This window comes from Nocardia arseniciresistens (genome assembly GCF_046764875.1).
In the GTDB taxonomy this organism is placed as follows: domain Bacteria; phylum Actinomycetota; class Actinomycetes; order Mycobacteriales; family Mycobacteriaceae; genus Nocardia; species Nocardia arseniciresistens.
Window position 1 is genome coordinate 108,369 of record NZ_JBKORD010000013.1, and the last position, 18,191, is coordinate 126,559.

Annotated in this window: 18 protein-coding genes; 11 read left to right on the top strand and 7 right to left on the bottom strand. The window is 65.4% G+C overall.

Annotation, left to right across the window (positions count from 1 at the left end; all coding sequences use genetic code 11):
- Window positions 1–132 precede the first annotated feature (132 nt).
- The 3 genes from ACLMAJ_RS23945 (at window position 133) to ACLMAJ_RS23955 (ending at window position 4,509) form a co-directional block, all read left to right on the top strand.
- On the top strand, window positions 133–2,511 hold the full coding sequence (locus ACLMAJ_RS23945) for an MMPL family transporter (RefSeq protein WP_412016051.1): 2,379 nt from the start codon (window positions 133–135) through the stop codon (window positions 2,509–2,511).
- A gap of 94 nt (window positions 2,512–2,605) precedes the next feature.
- Complete coding sequence (locus ACLMAJ_RS23950; protein WP_412016052.1) at window positions 2,606–3,841, top strand: sensor histidine kinase; 1,236 nt, start codon at window positions 2,606–2,608, stop codon at window positions 3,839–3,841.
- A complete protein-coding gene (locus ACLMAJ_RS23955; protein WP_412016053.1) occupies window positions 3,838–4,509 on the top strand; it encodes a response regulator in 672 nt (223 codons plus the stop codon). The genes ACLMAJ_RS23950 and ACLMAJ_RS23955 overlap by 4 nt, the downstream gene beginning before the upstream one ends.
- A gap of 12 nt (window positions 4,510–4,521) precedes the next feature.
- Here the strand turns inward: ACLMAJ_RS23955 and ACLMAJ_RS23960 are convergent, their stop codons facing one another.
- Window positions 4,522–5,211 (bottom strand): DUF899 domain-containing protein, encoded by a 690-nt coding sequence (locus tag ACLMAJ_RS23960; protein ID WP_412016054.1) that lies wholly within the window; start codon window positions 5,209–5,211, stop codon window positions 4,522–4,524.
- 312 nt (window positions 5,212–5,523) lie between these two features.
- Here ACLMAJ_RS23960 and ACLMAJ_RS23965 point away from each other — a divergent pair, with 312 nt between their 5' ends.
- On the top strand, window positions 5,524–7,344 hold the full coding sequence (locus tag ACLMAJ_RS23965) for a sugar-binding protein (RefSeq protein WP_412016055.1): 1,821 nt from the start codon (window positions 5,524–5,526) through the stop codon (window positions 7,342–7,344).
- A 36-nt stretch (window positions 7,345–7,380) separates the two neighbouring features.
- Here ACLMAJ_RS23965 and ACLMAJ_RS23970 read toward each other — a convergent pair whose 3' ends face one another.
- On the bottom strand, window positions 7,381–8,805 hold the full coding sequence (locus ACLMAJ_RS23970; protein ID WP_412016056.1) for an RNA-guided endonuclease InsQ/TnpB family protein: 1,425 nt from the start codon (window positions 8,803–8,805) through the stop codon (window positions 7,381–7,383).
- Between the two features lie 383 nt (window positions 8,806–9,188).
- On the opposite strand from ACLMAJ_RS23970, the gene ACLMAJ_RS23975 reads away from it, so the two are divergent.
- A complete protein-coding gene (locus ACLMAJ_RS23975; protein WP_412016057.1) occupies window positions 9,189–9,578 on the top strand; it encodes a hypothetical protein in 390 nt (129 codons plus the stop codon).
- A gap of 124 nt (window positions 9,579–9,702) precedes the next feature.
- The gene (locus ACLMAJ_RS23980; protein ID WP_412016058.1) at window positions 9,703–10,242 is read left to right on the top strand and encodes a YaeQ family protein; all 540 of its coding nucleotides are present in this window, start codon (window positions 9,703–9,705) and stop codon (window positions 10,240–10,242) included.
- Window positions 10,243–10,310: 68 nt separating this feature from the next.
- On the opposite strand, the gene ACLMAJ_RS23985 is transcribed toward ACLMAJ_RS23980, so the two are convergent.
- Complete coding sequence (locus tag ACLMAJ_RS23985) at window positions 10,311–11,114, bottom strand: AMP-binding protein (RefSeq protein ID WP_412016059.1); 804 nt, start codon at window positions 11,112–11,114, stop codon at window positions 10,311–10,313.
- A gap of 518 nt (window positions 11,115–11,632) precedes the next feature.
- On the opposite strand from ACLMAJ_RS23985, the gene ACLMAJ_RS23990 reads away from it, so the two are divergent.
- Both ACLMAJ_RS23990 and ACLMAJ_RS23995 read left to right on the top strand, forming a co-directional pair.
- Window positions 11,633–11,806 carry a hypothetical protein gene (locus ACLMAJ_RS23990; RefSeq protein WP_412016060.1) on the top strand — a complete coding sequence of 58 codons (174 nt, stop codon included), beginning with the start codon at window positions 11,633–11,635 and terminating at the stop codon, window positions 11,804–11,806.
- 62 nt (window positions 11,807–11,868) lie between these two features.
- A complete protein-coding gene (locus ACLMAJ_RS23995; RefSeq protein WP_412016061.1) occupies window positions 11,869–12,567 on the top strand; it encodes a hypothetical protein in 699 nt (232 codons plus the stop codon).
- Here the strand turns inward: ACLMAJ_RS23995 and ACLMAJ_RS24000 are convergent.
- Both ACLMAJ_RS24000 and ACLMAJ_RS24005 read right to left on the bottom strand, forming a co-directional pair.
- Window positions 12,489–13,622, bottom strand: coding sequence for an AI-2E family transporter (locus tag ACLMAJ_RS24000; protein WP_412016062.1), 1,134 nt, complete (start codon window positions 13,620–13,622; stop codon window positions 12,489–12,491). The two genes, ACLMAJ_RS23995 and ACLMAJ_RS24000, sit on opposite strands and share 79 nt — an antisense overlap.
- 28 nt (window positions 13,623–13,650) lie before the next feature.
- A complete protein-coding gene (locus ACLMAJ_RS24005; RefSeq protein WP_412016063.1) occupies window positions 13,651–14,217 on the bottom strand; it encodes a TetR/AcrR family transcriptional regulator in 567 nt (188 codons plus the stop codon).
- Window positions 14,218–14,303: 86 nt separating this feature from the next.
- Between ACLMAJ_RS24005 and ACLMAJ_RS24010 the strand changes: the two genes are divergently transcribed.
- Window positions 14,304–15,020: an SDR family NAD(P)-dependent oxidoreductase gene (locus ACLMAJ_RS24010; RefSeq protein ID WP_412016064.1), complete on the top strand. Its 717-nt coding sequence runs from the start codon at window positions 14,304–14,306 to the stop codon at window positions 15,018–15,020.
- 11 nt (window positions 15,021–15,031) lie between these two features.
- On the opposite strand, the gene ACLMAJ_RS24015 is transcribed toward ACLMAJ_RS24010, so the two are convergent.
- Complete coding sequence (locus ACLMAJ_RS24015) at window positions 15,032–15,313, bottom strand: hypothetical protein (RefSeq protein WP_412016065.1); 282 nt, start codon at window positions 15,311–15,313, stop codon at window positions 15,032–15,034.
- 319 nt (window positions 15,314–15,632) lie between these two features.
- Here ACLMAJ_RS24015 and ACLMAJ_RS24020 point away from each other — a divergent pair, with 319 nt between their 5' ends.
- Window positions 15,633–16,574, top strand: a complete 942-nt coding sequence (locus ACLMAJ_RS24020) for a YdcF family protein (protein ID WP_412016066.1) — start codon at window positions 15,633–15,635, stop codon at window positions 16,572–16,574.
- A gap of 43 nt (window positions 16,575–16,617) precedes the next feature.
- Here ACLMAJ_RS24020 and ACLMAJ_RS24025 read toward each other — a convergent pair whose 3' ends face one another.
- Window positions 16,618–17,508: an oxidoreductase gene (locus ACLMAJ_RS24025; protein ID WP_412016067.1), complete on the bottom strand. Its 891-nt coding sequence runs from the start codon at window positions 17,506–17,508 to the stop codon at window positions 16,618–16,620.
- 86 nt (window positions 17,509–17,594) lie between these two features.
- Here ACLMAJ_RS24025 and ACLMAJ_RS24030 point away from each other — a divergent pair, with 86 nt between their 5' ends.
- Window positions 17,595–18,167: a TetR/AcrR family transcriptional regulator gene (locus ACLMAJ_RS24030; protein WP_412016068.1), complete on the top strand. Its 573-nt coding sequence runs from the start codon at window positions 17,595–17,597 to the stop codon at window positions 18,165–18,167.
- Window positions 18,168–18,191: the final 24 nt, after the last annotated feature.

The following is an 18,191-nucleotide window of genomic DNA, read 5'->3' on the forward strand; positions in this document are numbered from 1 at the left end:
CCACCTGGGCGTTTTGTCGCACCCCACCTGCGGATCGAGTATTTGCCGCCGACGCCTACTGCATCCGCAGTACGCCCGACGACCTCCACACGCACGATGCCGACTACAGAGCCGTCGAACGACCATGGCGCTATGGCGAAATTCCTGTACCGGCTCGGTCGGTTTGCGTTCGAGAAGCGGCGGCTCGTCGTCCTGCTGTGGTTGGGAGTTATGGCCGCTCTCGTGGCGGGGGCGGCTAATGCGCCGACGGCGCCGCCGGATACGTTCTCGATTCCGGGGACCGAATCTCAGCAGGCGTTCGACTTGCTCGGCGAACGCTTTCCCGGCACCAAATCCGATGGCGCAGAAGCGCGGATCGTGTTCGTGGCGCCCGATGGACAGCAGATCAGCTCCGAGTCGAACAAGGCGGCGGTGGAGAAGATCGTCTCGGATGTGGGGGGTGGTGCGCAGGCGAAGGGTGTGCTCGACCCGTTCCAGACCGGTGCGGTCAGTAAGAGCGGAACAACCGCTTATGCGACCGTGAGCTACGACGCGACCAGTGAGAATCTCACCGACGCCAGCAAGGCGGCGCTCACCGCCGCGGTAGAGACCGGCAAGGCCGCTGGGGTCACAGTGGAGATCGGCGGGTCCGCGCTACAGGCCGAGCCCGAAATGGGCGGCGCTACCGAGGCCATCGGTATTGCTATTGCGGCCGTCGTACTGATGGTCACCTTTGGTGCGTTCGCGGCCGCGGGTCTGCCTTTGCTTACTGCGCTGATCGGGATAGGCGTCGGCATCGCCGCGATTGTGGCGATCGGTATGTCCACCACGACAACGACTCTCGCCATGATGCTCGGGCTCGCGGTCGGTATCGACTATGCCCTGTTCATTGTCTCCCGCTTCCGGACCGAACGTGCCGAGGGATACAGCGCGGAGGAAGCGGCGGGCCGGGCCGTCGGAACCGCTGGATCCGCAGTTGTTTTCGCCGGACTCACTGTGGTCATCGCGTTGGCCGGGCTCGCCGTCGTCGGTATTCCGGTTCTCACCAAGATGGGGTTGGCCGCGGCAGGCACTGTCGCCGTCGCCGTCGCGATCGCCCTGACGCTGCTGCCTGCGCTGCTCGGATTCTTCCAGCGAGCGGTGATGCCGCGGGCGTTCCGCAAGTCTCTGAGCGCGAGCGGCGGGTCGAGCACGGGCGGTGGGGCGAGCACGAGCGGCGGTTCGAGCACGAGCGGCGGGCTGACGACGAGCGGCGGGCTGACGACGAGCGGCGGGCTGACGACGAGCGGCGGGCTGACCACGAACCGTGGGCTGACCACGAACCGCGGGCAGGCGCAGGCCAGTGGAACTGGTCAGGCCGCCGAGCAGATTCGAGCCGAGAAGCCCAAGATGGGTACGCGCTGGGCACAGTTCGTCGTCCGCCGCCCGGTGGCGGTGTTGCTGATCGGCCTGGTCGGTATGGGCGTACTGGCTCTCCCGGTGGCGAGTCTCGAACTCGGTATGCCGGGTGACGAATCGCAGCCGACTTCGACGACACAGCGCCGCGCCTACGATGCGCTGGCCGAGGGCTTCGGTCCCGGCTTCAACGGCCCCCTCACCGTGGCCGTAGACGTGCAGGGCGTCGGTGACCCCAAGACGGCGGTGGACCAGGTATCCAAAACCCTGGCAGCGACCAAGGGCGTCGTATCGGTATCGCCCGCGATGTTCAACCAGGCCGGTGACGCCGCCATGCTCAACGTTGTGCCCGCTACCGGGCCGTCGTCCACCGAGACCAAGGATCTCGTGCACGCACTGCGTGGTGAGGCAGGCGATCTGAAGGCAGCCACCGGTGCGACCGTGCTGGTCACCGGCGCGACAGCGATGAATATCGACGTCTCGCAGAAGATGGCCGACGCACTGTTGCCGTATCTCGCGGTGGTGGTCGGGCTGGCGATCCTGTTGCTGATGGTCGTGTTCCGTTCGATCGCGGTCCCGATCAAGGCGGCGCTCGGCTTCCTGCTGTCGGTGGGTGCGGCCTTCGGTGTGATTGTCGCGGTCTTCCAGTGGGGCTGGCTCGCCGATCTCATCGGGGTCCATCAGACCGGACCCGTGATGAGCATGATGCCGATCTTCCTGATCGGCGTGGTGTTCGGGCTCGCGATGGACTACGAGGTCTTCCTCGTCACCCGGATGCGTGAGGCCTTCGCGCACGGCGAGAGCGCGAAGGATGCCATCGTCACCGGATTCCGGCACAGCGGCCGGGTGGTGGTGGCCGCGGCGGCCATCATGATCGCGGTGTTCGCCGGGTTCATCGGCGGCGGCGAGCCGATGATCAAGATGATGGGTCTCGGGCTGGCGGCGGCGGTGTTCTTCGACGCTTTCATCGTCCGGATGACCCTGGTCCCGGCCGTGCTCGCACTGCTCGGCGATAAGGCCTGGTGGCTGCCCGAGTGGCTGGCGAAGATCCTGCCGAATGTGGACGTGGAGGGTGAGAGCCTGAACCGCATCGAGGCCGTCGAACCGGTTCGCGAACTCGAATCCGCCCGCGTCTGAATTCGAGCGCACCGGTAGGCCGTCCAGGGTGGGCGGCCTATCGGCCACTTCGGGACCTGCCGATTAGTGTTCTCAACGACGAGAAGGAGCGCAGATGACCGCCGAATGGTCGCAATGGCCGCGACGGCACAGCCGTGCCGTCGATGTGGTCGTCGCCGTTCTGCTGTGCGCGCTTGCCACATATGCGAGCAGGTTGGCCGATGACGGCAACGGGCAGGGGCCGATCGTTGTCCGACCCGCGTCGCTCGCGGTGTTCGGTTTGGCGGCGGTGGCCTCGCTCACCTTGCTGTCGCGACGGCGGTTTCCGCGTACGGTGCTGGTGGTTACCACCGCCTGCGGCATCGGGATCGGCGCCATGGGTTTCGACGTTTCGATCCTTACCGCGGGCGCGGCCTTCGTGGCGGCGTACTCGCTCGGGTTGTGGTCGTCGGATCTGCGCACGGCCAAGATCGCGCCGGTGATCTCGGGCGGCGCGTTGTTGATCGCCTCGCTCGCCCACGATTTCACGCCGGTGCTGACCGGAGGACGCGTCACTCTGATCGCCGGGGTGCTGGTGGCTGGCGCATTCGGCGAAGCGGGGCGCAACCGGCGCAACTACCTGTCAGCCCTGCATGCGCGGGCCGAGTTGGCCGAACGCACCCGCGAGGAGGAGGCTCGGCAGCGAGTCGGTGAGGAGCGGCTCCGGATCGCGCGTGAGCTGCACGATATCGTCGCGCACCATATGGCCCTCGCGCATGCTCAAGCCTCCACTGCCGCATACCTTTTGCGTAGCCAACCCGATCAGGCACAGGAGATGCTCGATCAACTGGCCGGTACCACCACCGCGGCACTGCGGGAGCTCAAGGCCACCGTGGGACTGCTGCGCGAGGACGATTCCGACGTACCGCTGGAACCGACCCCGGGCCTGACTCAATTGGCCGAACTGCTGACCTCTTTCGAGCGCACCGGCCTCACTCTGTCGCTGTCGATCACGGGGGTGCCGCGACCGCTCTCACCCGGCGCGGATCTGACGGCGTACCGGATCATCCAGGAGGCGCTCACCAATGTCACCAAGCACGCGGGCACGGCGGCGGCGACGGTCCGGCTCGTCTATTCCCGGCTGGTGCTGACGATCAGCGTGACCGACGACGGCGGTGCGTCATCCGAACCTGGTCGTGGCGAACAGGGTTCGGATGGCCGGGGCTATGGCCTGATCGGCATGAATGAGCGAGCCGTCTCCGTCGGTGGCCACCTACGTGCCGGGCGCGGGCCGGACGGTGGCTTCGAAGTCACCACCGAACTTCCACTCGAGCCACCGAAAATCTTTGACCACGAGGACAGAACACCATGACCATCCGGGTACTGCTCGCTGACGATCAAGCCCTGCTGGCCGGGACTTTCCGGCTACTGATCGATTCGGCCGAGGACATGGAGGTGGTCGGCATCGCCGGAAACGGCCGTGCGGCAGTGGAACTGGCGCAGGCGGCCAAGCCGGACGTTGTGGTGATGGACATTCGTATGCCCGGCGTCGACGGCCTCACCGCCACCCAGCAGATCTGTGCCGACCCGGCCTTGCGGGAGACCCGCGTCCTGATTCTCACTACGTTCGAGCTCGACGAGTATGTGGCACAAGCCCTTCGCGCCGGAGCCAGCGGATTCCTCGGCAAAGACGTCGGACCCGAAGAACTCCTGCGATCCATCCGCGCCGTCGCGGCGGGCGACGCCCTGCTCTCGCCCACCGCGACCCGCACCCTGATCGCCCGCTACCTCGCCCGCCCCGAAAGCCGCATCAGCGCAGCCGAATCCCTCGAGGTTCTCACTGCCCGCGAACGTGAGGTCGTCGCGATGGTCGCGGAGGGCCTGTCCAATGACGAGATCGCCGAGAAGATGTACGTCAGCCCGCTGACCGTCCGTACCCACGTCCAGCGGGCGATGTCGAAAGTGGGGGTCCAGAACCGCGCCCAACTCGTGGTGATCGCCTTCCAATCGGGCCTGGTACGCGTCGAGCCGCCACGGTAGGCCAGTGGCCATTCACGCGATCGGTTCGCCGTAGGCTGCGGCGATGTCCTGGGAGCTGCTCCAGCGGCTGTAGGTGGGTGACTGTGGCCAGCCGTCGGGTGAGACCTGCCATTCCTCCTGTCGGCCGTACGGCAGCAGGTCGATCAGGGCGAAGGAGTGGCTGAGTTGTTCGGTGCCGCGGCCGTTGGTGTGCCAGGTGCGGTAGACGGCGTCGCCGTCGCGGAGGAATACGTTGACCGCGAATCCTGCGCCGGGCGGTGCGCCGACATCGGCGCCGAATGAACTGTTCGTGGTGGAATACCAGGCCATCTTGTTTCCGACCCGCCGTTTGTAGGCGAGTGCCTCATCGATCGGCCCCTGGGTGACGATGACGAACCGGGCGTCGTAGTTGTTCAGGAACTCCAATCGGGTGAACTGCGAAGTGAATCCGGTGCAACCTCCGCACTGCCACTGCTCGTTCGGGAACCACATGTGGTTGTAGACGATCAGCTGCGACCTATCGCCGAAGAGGTCGACCAGCCGCACCGGCCCCTCTTCGCCCTCGAGGGTGTAGTCGGGCATCTCGACCATCGGCAGGCTGCGGCGTTGGGCGGCGATCGCGTCGAGCTCCCGGGTCGCGGCCTTCTCCCGAATACGCAGCGCCTCGAGTTCACGCTGCCAGGTATCGGCGTCGACGATGGGCGGCATTGCTTCGGTGCTCATGGGTCCTCCCTGACTGTGTTCACAGATTGTGGGCTGGTTGTGTAGACCCCGCCCGCTCACCGAATTCATCGGTGGCCGCCGACTCTGACCCCGCCGGTGGCCAACCTGCGGGTGATCGCCGCCGGTCAACTTCTCGCGCCGTTCAGCGCCGCGTCCCCCGAGTCCGTCTGTTTTCTAGCTGCTGCAACAGCTTTCGGCTATGGCGCTCGTGCATCGGTGAGTGCGGCACCGCTGACGGGGAGTAACGGTCGATGTGCTGTGATTCGACGGCGACCGACGTGCGACAAGGAACAGAACGGCTGGAGGCTGTGGATGGGTGGCTTCGGACGCAGGGTGAGTCGGCGTGCTGTGCTCGGCTCGGCGCTGGCCGCGACTTGGCTGGCCACGGATTTTTCCTCGGACAGTGTGCATCGGAACGTGGTGGACGGGGCGCGGGATCGGGCGCATACCGACGTGTTATTCATCGGTGCGCATCCGGACGATGAATCGAGCAACCTGTCCACCTTCGGACAGTGGCGCGAAGACTTGGGCCTGAGCACCGGTGTCGTCACTATTACGCGTGGTGAGGGCGGCGGCAATGCGGTCGGGCTGGAGGAAGGGCCGGAGTTGGGGTTGATCCGGGAGGCGGAGGAGCGCCGGGCGACTGGGTTCGTCGGGATCGAGAACATCTATTACCTCGACAAGCCGGACTTTTGGTACACCCTTTCCGCGCCACTGACCGCGCGCATCTGGGGCGAGCAGGACACCTTGGCCCGGCTGGTGCGGCTGGTGCGCTCGACCACGCCGCATACGATCGTGGTGATGGATCCGCGGCCGTTCAATCAGCATGGCGGCCACCAGTTCTCGGCGCGCCTCGGCATCGAGGCATTCCGGCTTGCGGGCGACCCGTCGGCTTTCCCCGCGCAGATCGCCGACGAAGGTTTGACGCCGTGGCATCCCAGCAGGCTTCTTGCCCAGAACTACGGGTTCGAGTCGTTGCTCGGACCGGACGCAGCCGAACAGCGACGGACCGATCCCTACACCGGGCTGCCGGTGATCGGTGTCTGGTCCGGCGTCCGTTCGCGTGAATACAACACGTCCTGGGCACAGGTCGAGCGCGAGGCGACTCGGCTATATCTGACACAGGGTTTCGCGGCGCAGCCCGCGCAGGTGTCGTCGGACCCGCGGCAGCTCGGGTCGGATTGGTTCACAGTTCTGGCCGAGGACGGCCGGTTCATCGATGCGGCGGTGCACCGGGAGGACGGGCTGAAGCCGCTGTATGCCGAGTTCTCCGACTGGGCCGACCGGGCCGGGTTGCCGTGGTTGGCCAACCGGGTCCAGCCGGACTATCCGCCGAACCCGAGCACCACGATTCCTGCTGTTCCGATCGCGCCGGTTCTCAATGGAATCGAGGGTCCCGGCGAGTACCCGGGGCCGGAACTGCCGCTCGCTGTTTGGCGGGGTGGCGGTGGGTGCGCGGCGACAGCGAAGGTGGCGCGGCATGGCGACGACCTGTACGTGTTGGTCACTGTCACCGATGACCGAAAGGGCGCCGAACTGGTGGTCGAGGACACCAAGCGGCATTGGCGCACCGACTCGGTCGAGATCGTTGTCGATCCACGCGGCGACTCCGACGACACCTCGACCACCCTCAAGACCGGGATCCTGCCGTACATCGCAGGCCGCGTCGGCCCCATCGCCGAGCGTGACGCCGACAATCATCAGGGTCTGGCGCGTGAGACGGCACCGGGGATGCGGGTAGCCGCCATGGTCACCGACCCGTACCGAGGCTATGCAGTCGAAGTGAAGATACCGCTCGGGGAGTTGCCCGCACCGGTCGATCCGGCCGAGTTCGCGATGAACATCCTGGTCTACGACTCCGATACCGACGATAAGACCGGCCGAACCCGGCTGGCGTGGTCGCCATTCGGCAGCGCGCAAGCAGACCCCTACGTGTGGGGAACCGCAACACTCGCCGACTATCGACCGCTGGCCGACTCGTCGACGACCGACACACCCCCCGTCATACCGCAGACCGCAGCGCGTAGTGCCAGTTCGGCTGCCTCCCTGGCGCAGGCCGGGCGTATTGGGGTCCCGATCGCAGGCAGCCCGCGACCTAGCTCCTCCCGCTACAGCGTGTCTCCCAATCGGTGAGATCGGTAAACACCGTCCTCCTCGGACGTCCTGCACTCACACCAGTACGGCGTGAGTGTCGGTTCCCGCGTCATCCGGGCCGGTTTCACCCACACAAATGTGTGGGCCAGCGCCTTCCCGTCGGCGGACATTGATAACCGGGGCTCGCACTTCGGGCTCCCGAACCTGGGGGTGATGATGGTGCTCGCCCCAGGCGGCGAGGTTGGTAGCGGCGTTATGGTCGCGGTCGAGTTCGTGTCCGTTCCCGCACCGGAACACCCGGTCGGCGAGGGTGAGTTCGCGGTTACGGGTATCGCAGCGGGAACACATCTGACTCGATGGGAACCAGCGATCAGCCAACACGACGGTGCCGCCATGCCAGGCTTGCTTGTAGGAAACCATGCGGGCGAGCTCGGCCCACCCGGCGTCACTGATCGCGCGTGCCAAACACCGGTTGCGCAGCATGCCTGCGGTGTTCAAGTCTTCCAACACGAGTCGGTCGTGGTTTTTGACCAACTCGGTGGAGACCTGATGCAGGAAATGGTGGCGAATGTTCGCGACCCGCGTGTGATGGCGACCCAACCGGGCAGCGGAGTGTCGTCTGTTGTTGGAGCCCTTCATCTTTCGTGACACTGATCTGGCGAGGCGGCGTTGCTTACGCATCCCGGCCGCTAATGCTTTCGGTGGATCAGAGATTCGGGCGACTTCACAGCCATCGCTGGTCGCGGCGACCAGGAACGCCGACAACCCACGATCCACCCCCACCCAACCACCACGATCGGTGGTCTGGCGGGGCTGATGGTGCAGGCCCGGGTGCAGGTCGGCGGCCTCCACATTCAGCGTGACCCACCAGCGTCCGCCCCGCTGACCGAGGGTGGCGAACAGGATTTTCGCGCTCCCGGTTCCGAGCATCCGCCGCAACCGGCGGGTGTCGTCATGCACCTTGACCGTTCCGACCTTGGGCAGTGTCACAGACCGTGGGCCGTCATCGCCTCCTACCCGGATTACGGGGCGTTTTCCTCGGGAATGCTTGTTGCGCAACCGGAACGACCGAACGGCTACGGTCTTCTTCTTGAATCGAGGAAACCCGACCCGACGGCCTTTGCGGGTGCCACGCCGTGACTCCGCCCAACCCGTCAACGCCCGCCCGCAATCGATGGCTGCTTCCTCGAACACCTGTTGAGACACCCGATCACGCCACACCAAACCTGTCACCGACACGGCGACGGTCCCAGCCTGATCGACGACGAAGACCCGCCCGGCGTCCTCGGTTTTCTTCCATCGGTTGAAATGGTTTATCAGATCGAACCCAGACCACGGCACCACCACCGACGCATCCGTCTTGCGGGCGGTCAACGCCGACTTCACCGTATGCAGGCACTGGTTGAACGCGAACCGTGCCGCCCCAGCATGCCGCGACAGCACTACCTGTTGCTCGACCGTCGGGTCCAAGCAGAATCGGAATGATGTGTGCCGCACCACCACAGGAGCATCTCATCAGCCACCGACAAGAATGGCCCGCGTTGACTTCGCCGAGCAAGCTATTGGGAGACACACCCTAGCCTTCACCGATGTGATGGTCCGTTCCAACGGGAGTATCTAGGCTCGCTGCCCCCCAGCCAGGGCTCAGGGGAGTGGCGGTGGGCGGTCGGGGACCAGGAGCGTGGCGATCGCGGTGCCGATCGGGATGGCGTTTGACTCAATCAACGTGCCGTTACCTATTGAACGTGCCGTTATATAGCGGTATGGTGGGCCGCACGGGCTCTTCTCCGCTGAGGACATCGACGTCGGGCCCGCCGACTCGCGGAAGAACCCGGGTCGTCGATTGCCAAATGAACGATTCGTATCGAAATGAGGAAGTTCCGATGGATCGAGATAACCGCACAAACCGTGGGTGGACAGCCGTTGCCCGTATCGCAGTGGTGTCCGCGCTTGCGCTGATGCCGATCGCCGCCGTCGCGGCCCCCGCATTCGCCGAGGCACTGCCGCTGACGGAGATGGATCAGGTCGACGTGGCCCGCGGTGGCCACGGCCATGGGCATGGCGGCGGCGGCTACCGCCACGGTGGTGGCTACGGCCACGGTGGCTATGGGAACGGTTTCTGGAACCAGCCGCGTTTCCCGAGCTTCCCGAGCTACCCGCGTTACCCCAGCTACCCGCGTTACCCGAGCTACCCCACTTTCCCGAGCTACCCGGGATACGGCGGCTGGGGCATGCCGGGCACCGGAAGCGGATCCGGAAGTGGCGTGTTCTGAACAACGCCCCAAAAATCTGGCGATTGGCACCGCAGCGAAACCTGTCGAGCACCGGGCCGAACGGCCTGGTCCGGTGGGCTCGCTGTGGGGCGCGCGGGTGAGGTTCGTTTAGGCTCCTGCTCTTATGGCCCTCAGCGCAACGATGCACAACTTCGCCGTCCAACTGGCTGACGTCGATCGCAATGTCTACGAGGACCTGGAGTTGCGGATAGCGCGTCACCCGTCCGAAACCGCCGAGTTCATGATGACCCGTCTGCTGGCCTACTGCCTCGAGCACCAGGAAGGCATCGCCTTCAGCGAAGGCATTTCGACCACCGACGAGCCCGCGGTGCTGGTGCGCGATCTCACCGGACGCCTCACCGCTTGGATCGAAGTCGGCGCGCCGGATGCGGAGCGCCTGCACCGAGGCAGCAAGCTGGCAGGCCGCGCCGCCATCTACACCCATCGCGACCCGGCCAAAGTGCTGGCACAACTCGCGGGCAAGCGGATTCACCGCTCCGAAGCGATTCCGCTCTACAGCTTCGATCGTGCCTTCGTCGACTCCGCCGTCGCCGCGATCGAGCGTCGCAACACCGTCACGCTGTCGATCACCGAGCGCCTGCTGTACCTGGACATCAACGGCACCAACCTGAGCGCACCTGTCGAAGAGCACACACTCGGATAGCCGGTGTTACCGGCCGCCGCGCCGATACCGCCGCCCCGCCTCGATCGCTGTGCCGGTCCGAAGACCGCTCATCGGTCGGGGGACATGGCCAGCCTTCGAGCCAGTCTGTGGGTCCGAATGTCCAACTCGCGGCGGCTGGATACCGCGATGGCCATCGGGCGCATCGGGATGGGTTCTGTCCGGGGGAGTGGCGTAGTCGGCACGGTGGGCGGCACGCCGTGGGCGGATGCGGTGGACAGGAAGACCGTCATCGAGTCGGAGGTTGAAAGGTGGTGCGCACCCTGTCGTGCGCAGATCCCGGCCACCGCCGCCTGCGTCACCGCGACAGCGTCGACCACGCTCGGGGAGTCGACGCGGAAGGTCACGTAGGCGACGTCTTCGGCGCGTATCGGGTGTAGCCGCTCCTCGCGAGCGACGGCTTCGGAGGAAGATCGGGCGAGTTCGCGCTGGAATGCGGGGTCGTTGAGCATCAGCCACTGTGCTGAGCCGCGCAGGTTGCCCGCGCCCGCTGTCAGGCCGATCGCCGGCTTCCAGTCGGCAAGTAGTTGCGTGACATGTTCGGCGGCGGTGTTCGTGTCGACCACGATGAATCCCGCGCCGGTTTTGGCGACGGCCCACATCGCCGACACCGCCTCGATCGATGAGCCGATCGCCAGCGCGACGAGATCCCCTGGGCCGATGCCACGTTCGATCAGTAGTCGAGCCAACCGCGAGGACGCGCCGTCCAGCTCGCGATAGCTGAGCTCGGAGCGGCGGCACGACACCGCGGTGCCATCGGGATCGGCCTCGACGGCCGCCGCCAATAGTCGCGGCAGGTTGATCACCCGAGGTCGTCGCGAACGAGTCGGACGTACGCGTGTCGGTTCGCTCATCGGCCGCTGCTCAACGGACTACTGTCCATCACCATCGTTTACCAATCCACCGATATCGAAATCGGTCGTCTCTGCTGCCATTCCAGGCGTACCTCCGCCTTCGCTCCGGCCATGCGCGGTGCGAGGACGGTCTTCGTCCGGCTGCGTCTATCAGGCGTACCTCCGCCTTCGCTCCGGCCATGCGCGGTGCGAGGACGGTCTTCGTCCGGCTGCGTCTATCAGGCGTACCTCCGCCTTCGCCCCGGTGCGAGGACGGACTTCGTCGGGCTGCGCCTACTTGGCGTAGCTCCGGCCATGCGTGGCCTGGGACGGACATCGGTCGGCGCGCCCACTGGGGGAGTTGCTTCGCTGTTGCCCCCACTCTAGGTAAGGCCACTCCTGCCGTCGGCGCGTGGTCGCCCGCGTGTCGTCTCGATAGCTCGGTCGACCGGAGCAGTCCGGCGAAGATGATCGCGTTCCGGCGGCGATCGTCCGGGGCTGCTGGTCGAACCGGAAGTCGTTATCGGAGGGGGAGATCGATGCTGTCGCGCCGACGATTCATCACCCTTGCCAGGGTTGGTGGTGCGGTGACCGGGCTCGGGGTATCGGATGCGGCCGCCGTGGAACCGAATGTGGTCGAGGCGGGCTACCTCGAGTATCTGCCGTTGATCTCGCGCGGATACAACGGTCGGTTCTCGGCGCGTCCGGAGTAGATCTTCTTCCCGCGACAGCGGGGGACGCGCGGATCGCGGTCGCGCGTTCGATGGCCGAAGGTTTGCCGATCGCAGTCCGTTCGGGCGGGCACTGCTTCGAGGACTTCGTCGATAGCGCGCAGACGCAGTCGATCATCGACGTGACCCGGACGAACGAGGTGCGACGGGATGAGAACTATCGCGCGTTCTTCGTCGGTGCCGGAGCCGACATAAGCGCCGTTTACCAAGCGCTGCACCGTGGTTGGGGCGTGACGATGCCGCGGGTATTTGCTCCGGCGTCGACGTGCACATCAGTGGCGGCGGTTATGGTCCGTTGGCGCGGCGGTTCGGGCTCGTCGTCGACCATCTCTACAGGGTGGAGACTGTATGCGCCACTGAGTATTCGGACCGTCATCGATGGGTTCGCCGAAATATTGATCCTGTTCGACGCCGACAGTCCCGATGCGCGAGCGCGATTCGACGAATTCGTCGAATCGGCTCTCGATGGTGTTGTGCCAGGACCAGTGTTGCTGCCGGTGACCAAAGCAGCGTTTCATGCGGCCCGGCGGCTGCCCACCGACGAGCGGCATCTGGCGCGGGCGCGCGGCATGTATCGAGATGTCTACGCGGACACCGGCGGTGTGCCCGTGCCGAACGAATTCAACGGCGGCAGCCACATCAACTATCCGGACCCCGACCAGCCCTATTCAGCGGTGGGTTGGAGTTCGTCTTCGGAAGCAGGGGGCGGGGTTGTCGCCGCATCGATCTGCTCGCCGACGTAGCGGACCGTCACCGCGACGACCGCCGCGAACGGGACGGCGAGGAACGCTCCGATGATGCCGTAGAGCGATCCGCCCGCGGTGATGGCGAGCAGCACGATGACCGCGTGCAGCTTCATGCTCCGGCTCTGTAGAACCGGTTGCAGGACATTGCCCTCGAGCTGCTGCACGGCGATGATGATGCCGAGCACGATCAGCGCGGTGGTTAAACCATTGGCTACCAATGCGACAAGGACCGCGAGCGCGCCGGCGACGAACGCGCCGACGATCGGTATGAAGCCGCCGATGAAGGTGATCACAGCCAGCACGAGGGCGAGCGGCACCCCGAGGATCACCAGCCCGGCTCCGATGAATACCGCGTCGATCAGGCTGACAAGTGCTTGGGTGCGGATGAATCCGCCGAGGGTGCCCCAGATTCGGTTCAGCACTTCCTCGAGGTGGCGGCCGGTGCGGTTGCCGAGCGTGTTGTGCAGCCACGGCAGGAAACGTGGACCGTCCTTGATGAAGAAGAATGTCAGCGTGAGCACAAGCACCAGCGCGACTATCGCCGAGGTCGCCGTGCTCACTCCGCTGAAAACGCCGGACGCGATCCGGTCGGTGCTCGATTGCAGCCGCTGCACGATCGCGTCGACCCCTGAATCGAGTTGTTCCTGGCGGATATTCAGCGGCGGACCCTGGAGCCAGTCGCGCACCTGATTGACGCCCGCGGTCGTCTTTTCGGCGAGTTCGGGAGCCTGGTCGACCACCGAGGGCACGATCAGCGCGATGACGCCCGCGAGCACGCCGAGGAAACCGATCAGGGACACCGAAGCCGCTGCGGCCGGATGCAGACCGTGCTTGGTGAGCCACCGCGTCGGCGGCCACAGCACGGTGGTGACAACGATCGCGAGCAGGACAGGCAGCACCGCCACCCACAGCTTCGCGAGGATGTATCCGATCACCCACGCGCCCGCCGCGATCGCGACGATGCACACCGCCCACTTGGCGAGCCACAGGACTCCGGTGCCGATCACATCGCCGCGATCCGGCGTCGATTTACCTTCGTTCAGCTCGCTCACGGCCCCAGTCTTACATGTGGTCGATGGTCTAGCAGTGATTGTGCGGGTCGGTCGGTCGTAGGCCGTCGAGGACGAAATCCAGGCAACGACGCCAGGCCGGACCGGCGGACTCCCCGAGCAGCGACAGCGCCCAGAGCAGATTGACCACGTCTTCGTCCCGCGCGTCCGCGCGCATGGCTCCGGTTCGGCGAGCCCGGTCGAGCAGGGTCGACAGCTGTGACATTCCGCGATGGCATGCCTGCGTGAGTTGTTCGGCGGCGGGATGGTCGCCGGTGAAGGCCTCCAGCAGCCCGCGGTCGGTGGTGAGCTGGTCGAGCATGGCTTCGGCGAACCCGGTGAACGCGGTCCACGCGTCCGGCTCGTTCGCGGCGCGAGTGGCGAATTCGTCCAACGCGGCCAGCCGCGACGGGAGTAGCGCATCGATCAGTGCGTCGCGGTGGGGGAAATGGTTGTAGAGCGTCCCGATGCTGACGCCCGCACGCCGCGCGATCTCCTCCAGGGATCCATCGAGCCCCTGTTCGGTGAAGACGCCGGCGGCCTCGCGCAACAGCTTCTCGCGGTTGCGTACGGCATCGCGGCGCAGGGGTTTGGTCATGTACGCATTCTACAAAGTCGAGGGGGGCCTCGGTTTCATGCTAATTTTGAAAGCTGAGGCACCCCTCAATCTCTGAAAGGAATCCCATGTCCATCACACGAACAGCGGCGATCATCGGCGTAGGGCCCGGTCTCGGAATGTCCATGGCGCACCGTTTCGGCCGCGAAGGTTTCCGCGTTGCCCTGATCTCCCGAAGCGATGCCCGCCACGGCGTCTACCTGCGAGATCTGGCGTCACACGGGATCGATGCCACCGCGCACGTCGCCGACGTCACCGACCGTGAGCGGCTTCGATCGGTAATCGCCGAGATCGGGAACGACGGTGGCATCGAGCTGGTCTACTACGGGACCGGCGCGACGGTGCAGCCGGTTTCCATCACCGAAATAGACTCCGCGGCAGCGCGATCCGCATTCGAGTGGGTATGGCCCGCGATCGATGTGGTGAGTGACGTGCTGCCGGGAATGCTCGACCGCGGCGACGGCGGACTGTTCTTCGCCGGCGGCTTGTCCAGCGTGCGCCCGATGCCGATGCTCGGCCAACTCGCCCTGGCCTCGGCCGCGGTGCGGAACTACGCACTGACTCTGCACGCCGCACTCGCCGACCGAGGCGTCTACGCGGGAACGCTCACCATCGGTGGTCTGATAGAACGCGGCGATATCCACGCCATGGTGACCGCCGATCCCGAGCGATTCGGCGCATCGGACGGGCATACCCTCGACCCTGATCGGCTCGCCGACACGGCGTGGGAGATGTACAGCACGCGTGACCGCGCCGAGGAAGTATTCGATGTTTTCGGTAAGTGAGTTCGGCGGCCTCAGGTGCCTACGATGGCGTTCATGATGGTGCCCGCACTGGTAGCTACGATGCCGCCAATCATGGCTCCGGCGAGCATTTTCGGTGAATCGAGGGTGCCGCCGCTCCACTTCTCCCACGCGAACCTGCCGCCCGCATAGGTGATGCCGGTGACCCCCGACAGCAGCACGAACCAGGTGAGGTAGCTCACCATCTTCAGTACCTTCTCCGAGCCAGGAGGGGCTTCGGGGGAGGGGTCGTCGATTTGGGCGAAGACGATGTCATAGGCGGCGGTCAGGATCATGGATGTGCTCGTTCCGTGTCGATGTGGGCAGGAAGGGGCGAGCTCGAGCGAGTTTTCCAGATGATTGCCAGATCTATACCGGACAGTATGTGCGGCCATCGCCGTTCCCGTGGCGGGATCGCGCGACCTGTCGGGAATGTCCGATCCTGTCTAGGGGGATGAATAGGCAGGACAAGGCTATTCAGGTCGGGGGAACAGGTTTCGCAGTGCTGGGACGGCTTTGAATCGATCTTGACGACCATTGCCGATTACGATCCGGATGCGGTTTTCGCCCGATCTGACCGGCCGAATTGCGTGGGCGATGCGACCGAATAGCGGGGTGAGTGCTGTGATCGGGCCAGGCGTCGGCGGACCTGCTGCTGCCGGTCGCGCCGCCGCCCAGTTCGTGAGCCGCGCAATTGCAGAATTAGGAAGGGGCGCAAGCACGCAGATGCGGGCCATCTCGGGCGGTCTGCGAGAAAGGGGTGCTGTCCACTCTGATACCGACCGGCGGATCGCGATGGCGGTCGACCGCCATGGCCAGGTGTTTCACGAACATGTGGGCGAGGTCGGTGATCCGTACTCCTGCTGGATGCGGGAATTGAAAGGCCAAGGGGTTGATACGGATCGGATGATGTCCGACATGACGACGATCTGGGATTTCCTCCGACGTGATCCGAAGTGGGAACTCGATCGCGATCACAGCTATGGCGGGGTCGTCTTATTCGGCAGCGAGGACACCGGCGGTTCTGCTGTTGTCGTCAACCTGATGCGCGACCTCGAGTCGAGCGACATCCCGCTGGTGTGCTCGGGTTCGTATGGCGAGGCCGCGAAATTCAGGGTGGCCGTGGAGAAACTGGGCCTGGACTCCAACCGGATCATCGAGGAGCCGCTCGCCACGAACACCGAACAAAATGCAGTGAATTCCACCGAGCTGCTGAAACAGCGCGGTCATGATGTCGAATCGATCATCGCCGTCTGCACGCCGCAGCACGTGCGGCGCGTGGAGAGCACGATCAGGAAGCATTGTCCCGATGTGCGGCATATCGCCATGGTCGCGAAGGACATCCCTGTGGATACCTACATCCGCTACGGCTATCGGATGGTCCCTGAAGAGGCCCGTGTTCCGGAAGATGTGGTGTCGGCCATCCTGGGTGAGATCAAGCGACTGGATGAGTATCCGCTCGAGGGGCACATATTAGAGCAGGAAATACCGAGCGATGTGCGCGAAGCGTATGGCCGATTGACACAGACATTCCAGCCCACCGAGAAACGGTATTAGCAGGCGCACTGTGCCGGTGCCCTCCGCCCGAGCCGGACTTCGGTCACCCGAGGTAGTGAATGTCGGTGAGTTTCTCGGATACCTCCCACAGGGCGGCTTGCCGCTTGCGGTCATGGGAGTGGGTGCTGGATTTCACCGGGGCGGGGTAGCCCTGGATTTCGAATAGGCCTGCGGGGCCGTAGTACTGGCTGCCCGTCGCGTGGGGGTCGGTGGCGGCTCTGAGGGTAGGTAGAGCTCCCATGGCGGGGGTGCGGCCGAACAGGTGGGCGATGGCGAGGTTGGGGAGTCGGAATGCGGCAGGGGAGTAGCGGAATACCTCGGTGCTCGCGCCGCCGGGGTGGGCGGCGATGGCGATGGCGGCGGTATGCGCCAGGCGGTCGTCCAGTTCGTAGGTAAACAGGAGATTCGCGAGTTTCGATTTGGCGTAGGCGTTTCCGGTGGGGGCGGCGGGGTTGTCGGGGTCGATGCGCCCGAAGCGGTGGCCGATGCTGCTGACCGTGACGATGCGCGCGGCGGGTGCGGCGGCAATGCGGTCGAGGAGCAGGCCGGTGAGGGCGAAGTGGCCCAGATGGTTGATCCCGAACTGGACTTCGAAGCCGTCCTCGGTGACGCCGGACAGGCCGGTGACGCCCGCGTTGTTGATGAGTAGGTCGATGCGGTCGTGGCGGCCGCGAATCGCCTCGGCGGCGCCGCTGATGGACTCGAGGGAGTTCAGGTCGAGCTGTGCGGTTTCGATCGCGGCGCTCGGTGTGTTCTGGATGATGCGGTCGGCCGCGGCCTCGGCCTTCTCTCGACTTCGGCATGCGAGGACGACGGTCGCGCCGTGCTCGGCCAGTGCCCTCGCCGTTTCGAAGCCGATGCCGGTATTGGCTCCGGTGACGACGGCGACGCGGCCGTTCTGTTCGGGAATGTCTGCTTCGGTCCATTTGCTCACGCGCTGCTCCTAAGATGAACTACTGGTTCACAATTAAAGTGAACCAGTAGTTCATGTTCTGTGCAAGGTGGCCGAGAGGATCAGAGATGACCGGAAAACCCCGACTGCGCGCGGACGCTCAGCGCAACCGGGAGGCGATCCTCGACGCCGCACGTGAGCTCGTGGTCGGCCGCGGTCCTGCTGTCGGCATGGACGAGATCGCCGCTGCGGCGGGTGTCGCGGTCGGCACGCTCTACCGGCATTTCCCGACCAAGAAGGACCTTGTCGAAGCGATCGTCGCCGAATTGGCGGCGGTGGTCGGCGAATCTCTCGATTCGGCGCTGTCCAGGGTCGCGAGCGGTGCGAGCTCGGCCACGGACGAAATCATCGCCCTGCTGCGCAGCGTGGTGATCGACATGCGGCAGGAACGCGTGCTGAGGTTCGCGGTCACCGGGTTGGCCGACGATTCATTGCGCGAGCTGCGGCGTCGTGGCCGTAACGCGGTCGAGCAGCTGGTCACCGCGGCGCACCGAGACGGTGCGCTCTACCAGGACGTCACCGTCGATGACGTAATCCTGCTTCTGGCAACCTCGCCCGCCGATGCCGTGCCGGAGACCGAACAGCGCCGGTGGCTGGCCCTGGCGCGGCGCGCACTGTCCCCGACTGCCGAACGTGCGTGATATTCGTGGGGTAATCAGATGCCG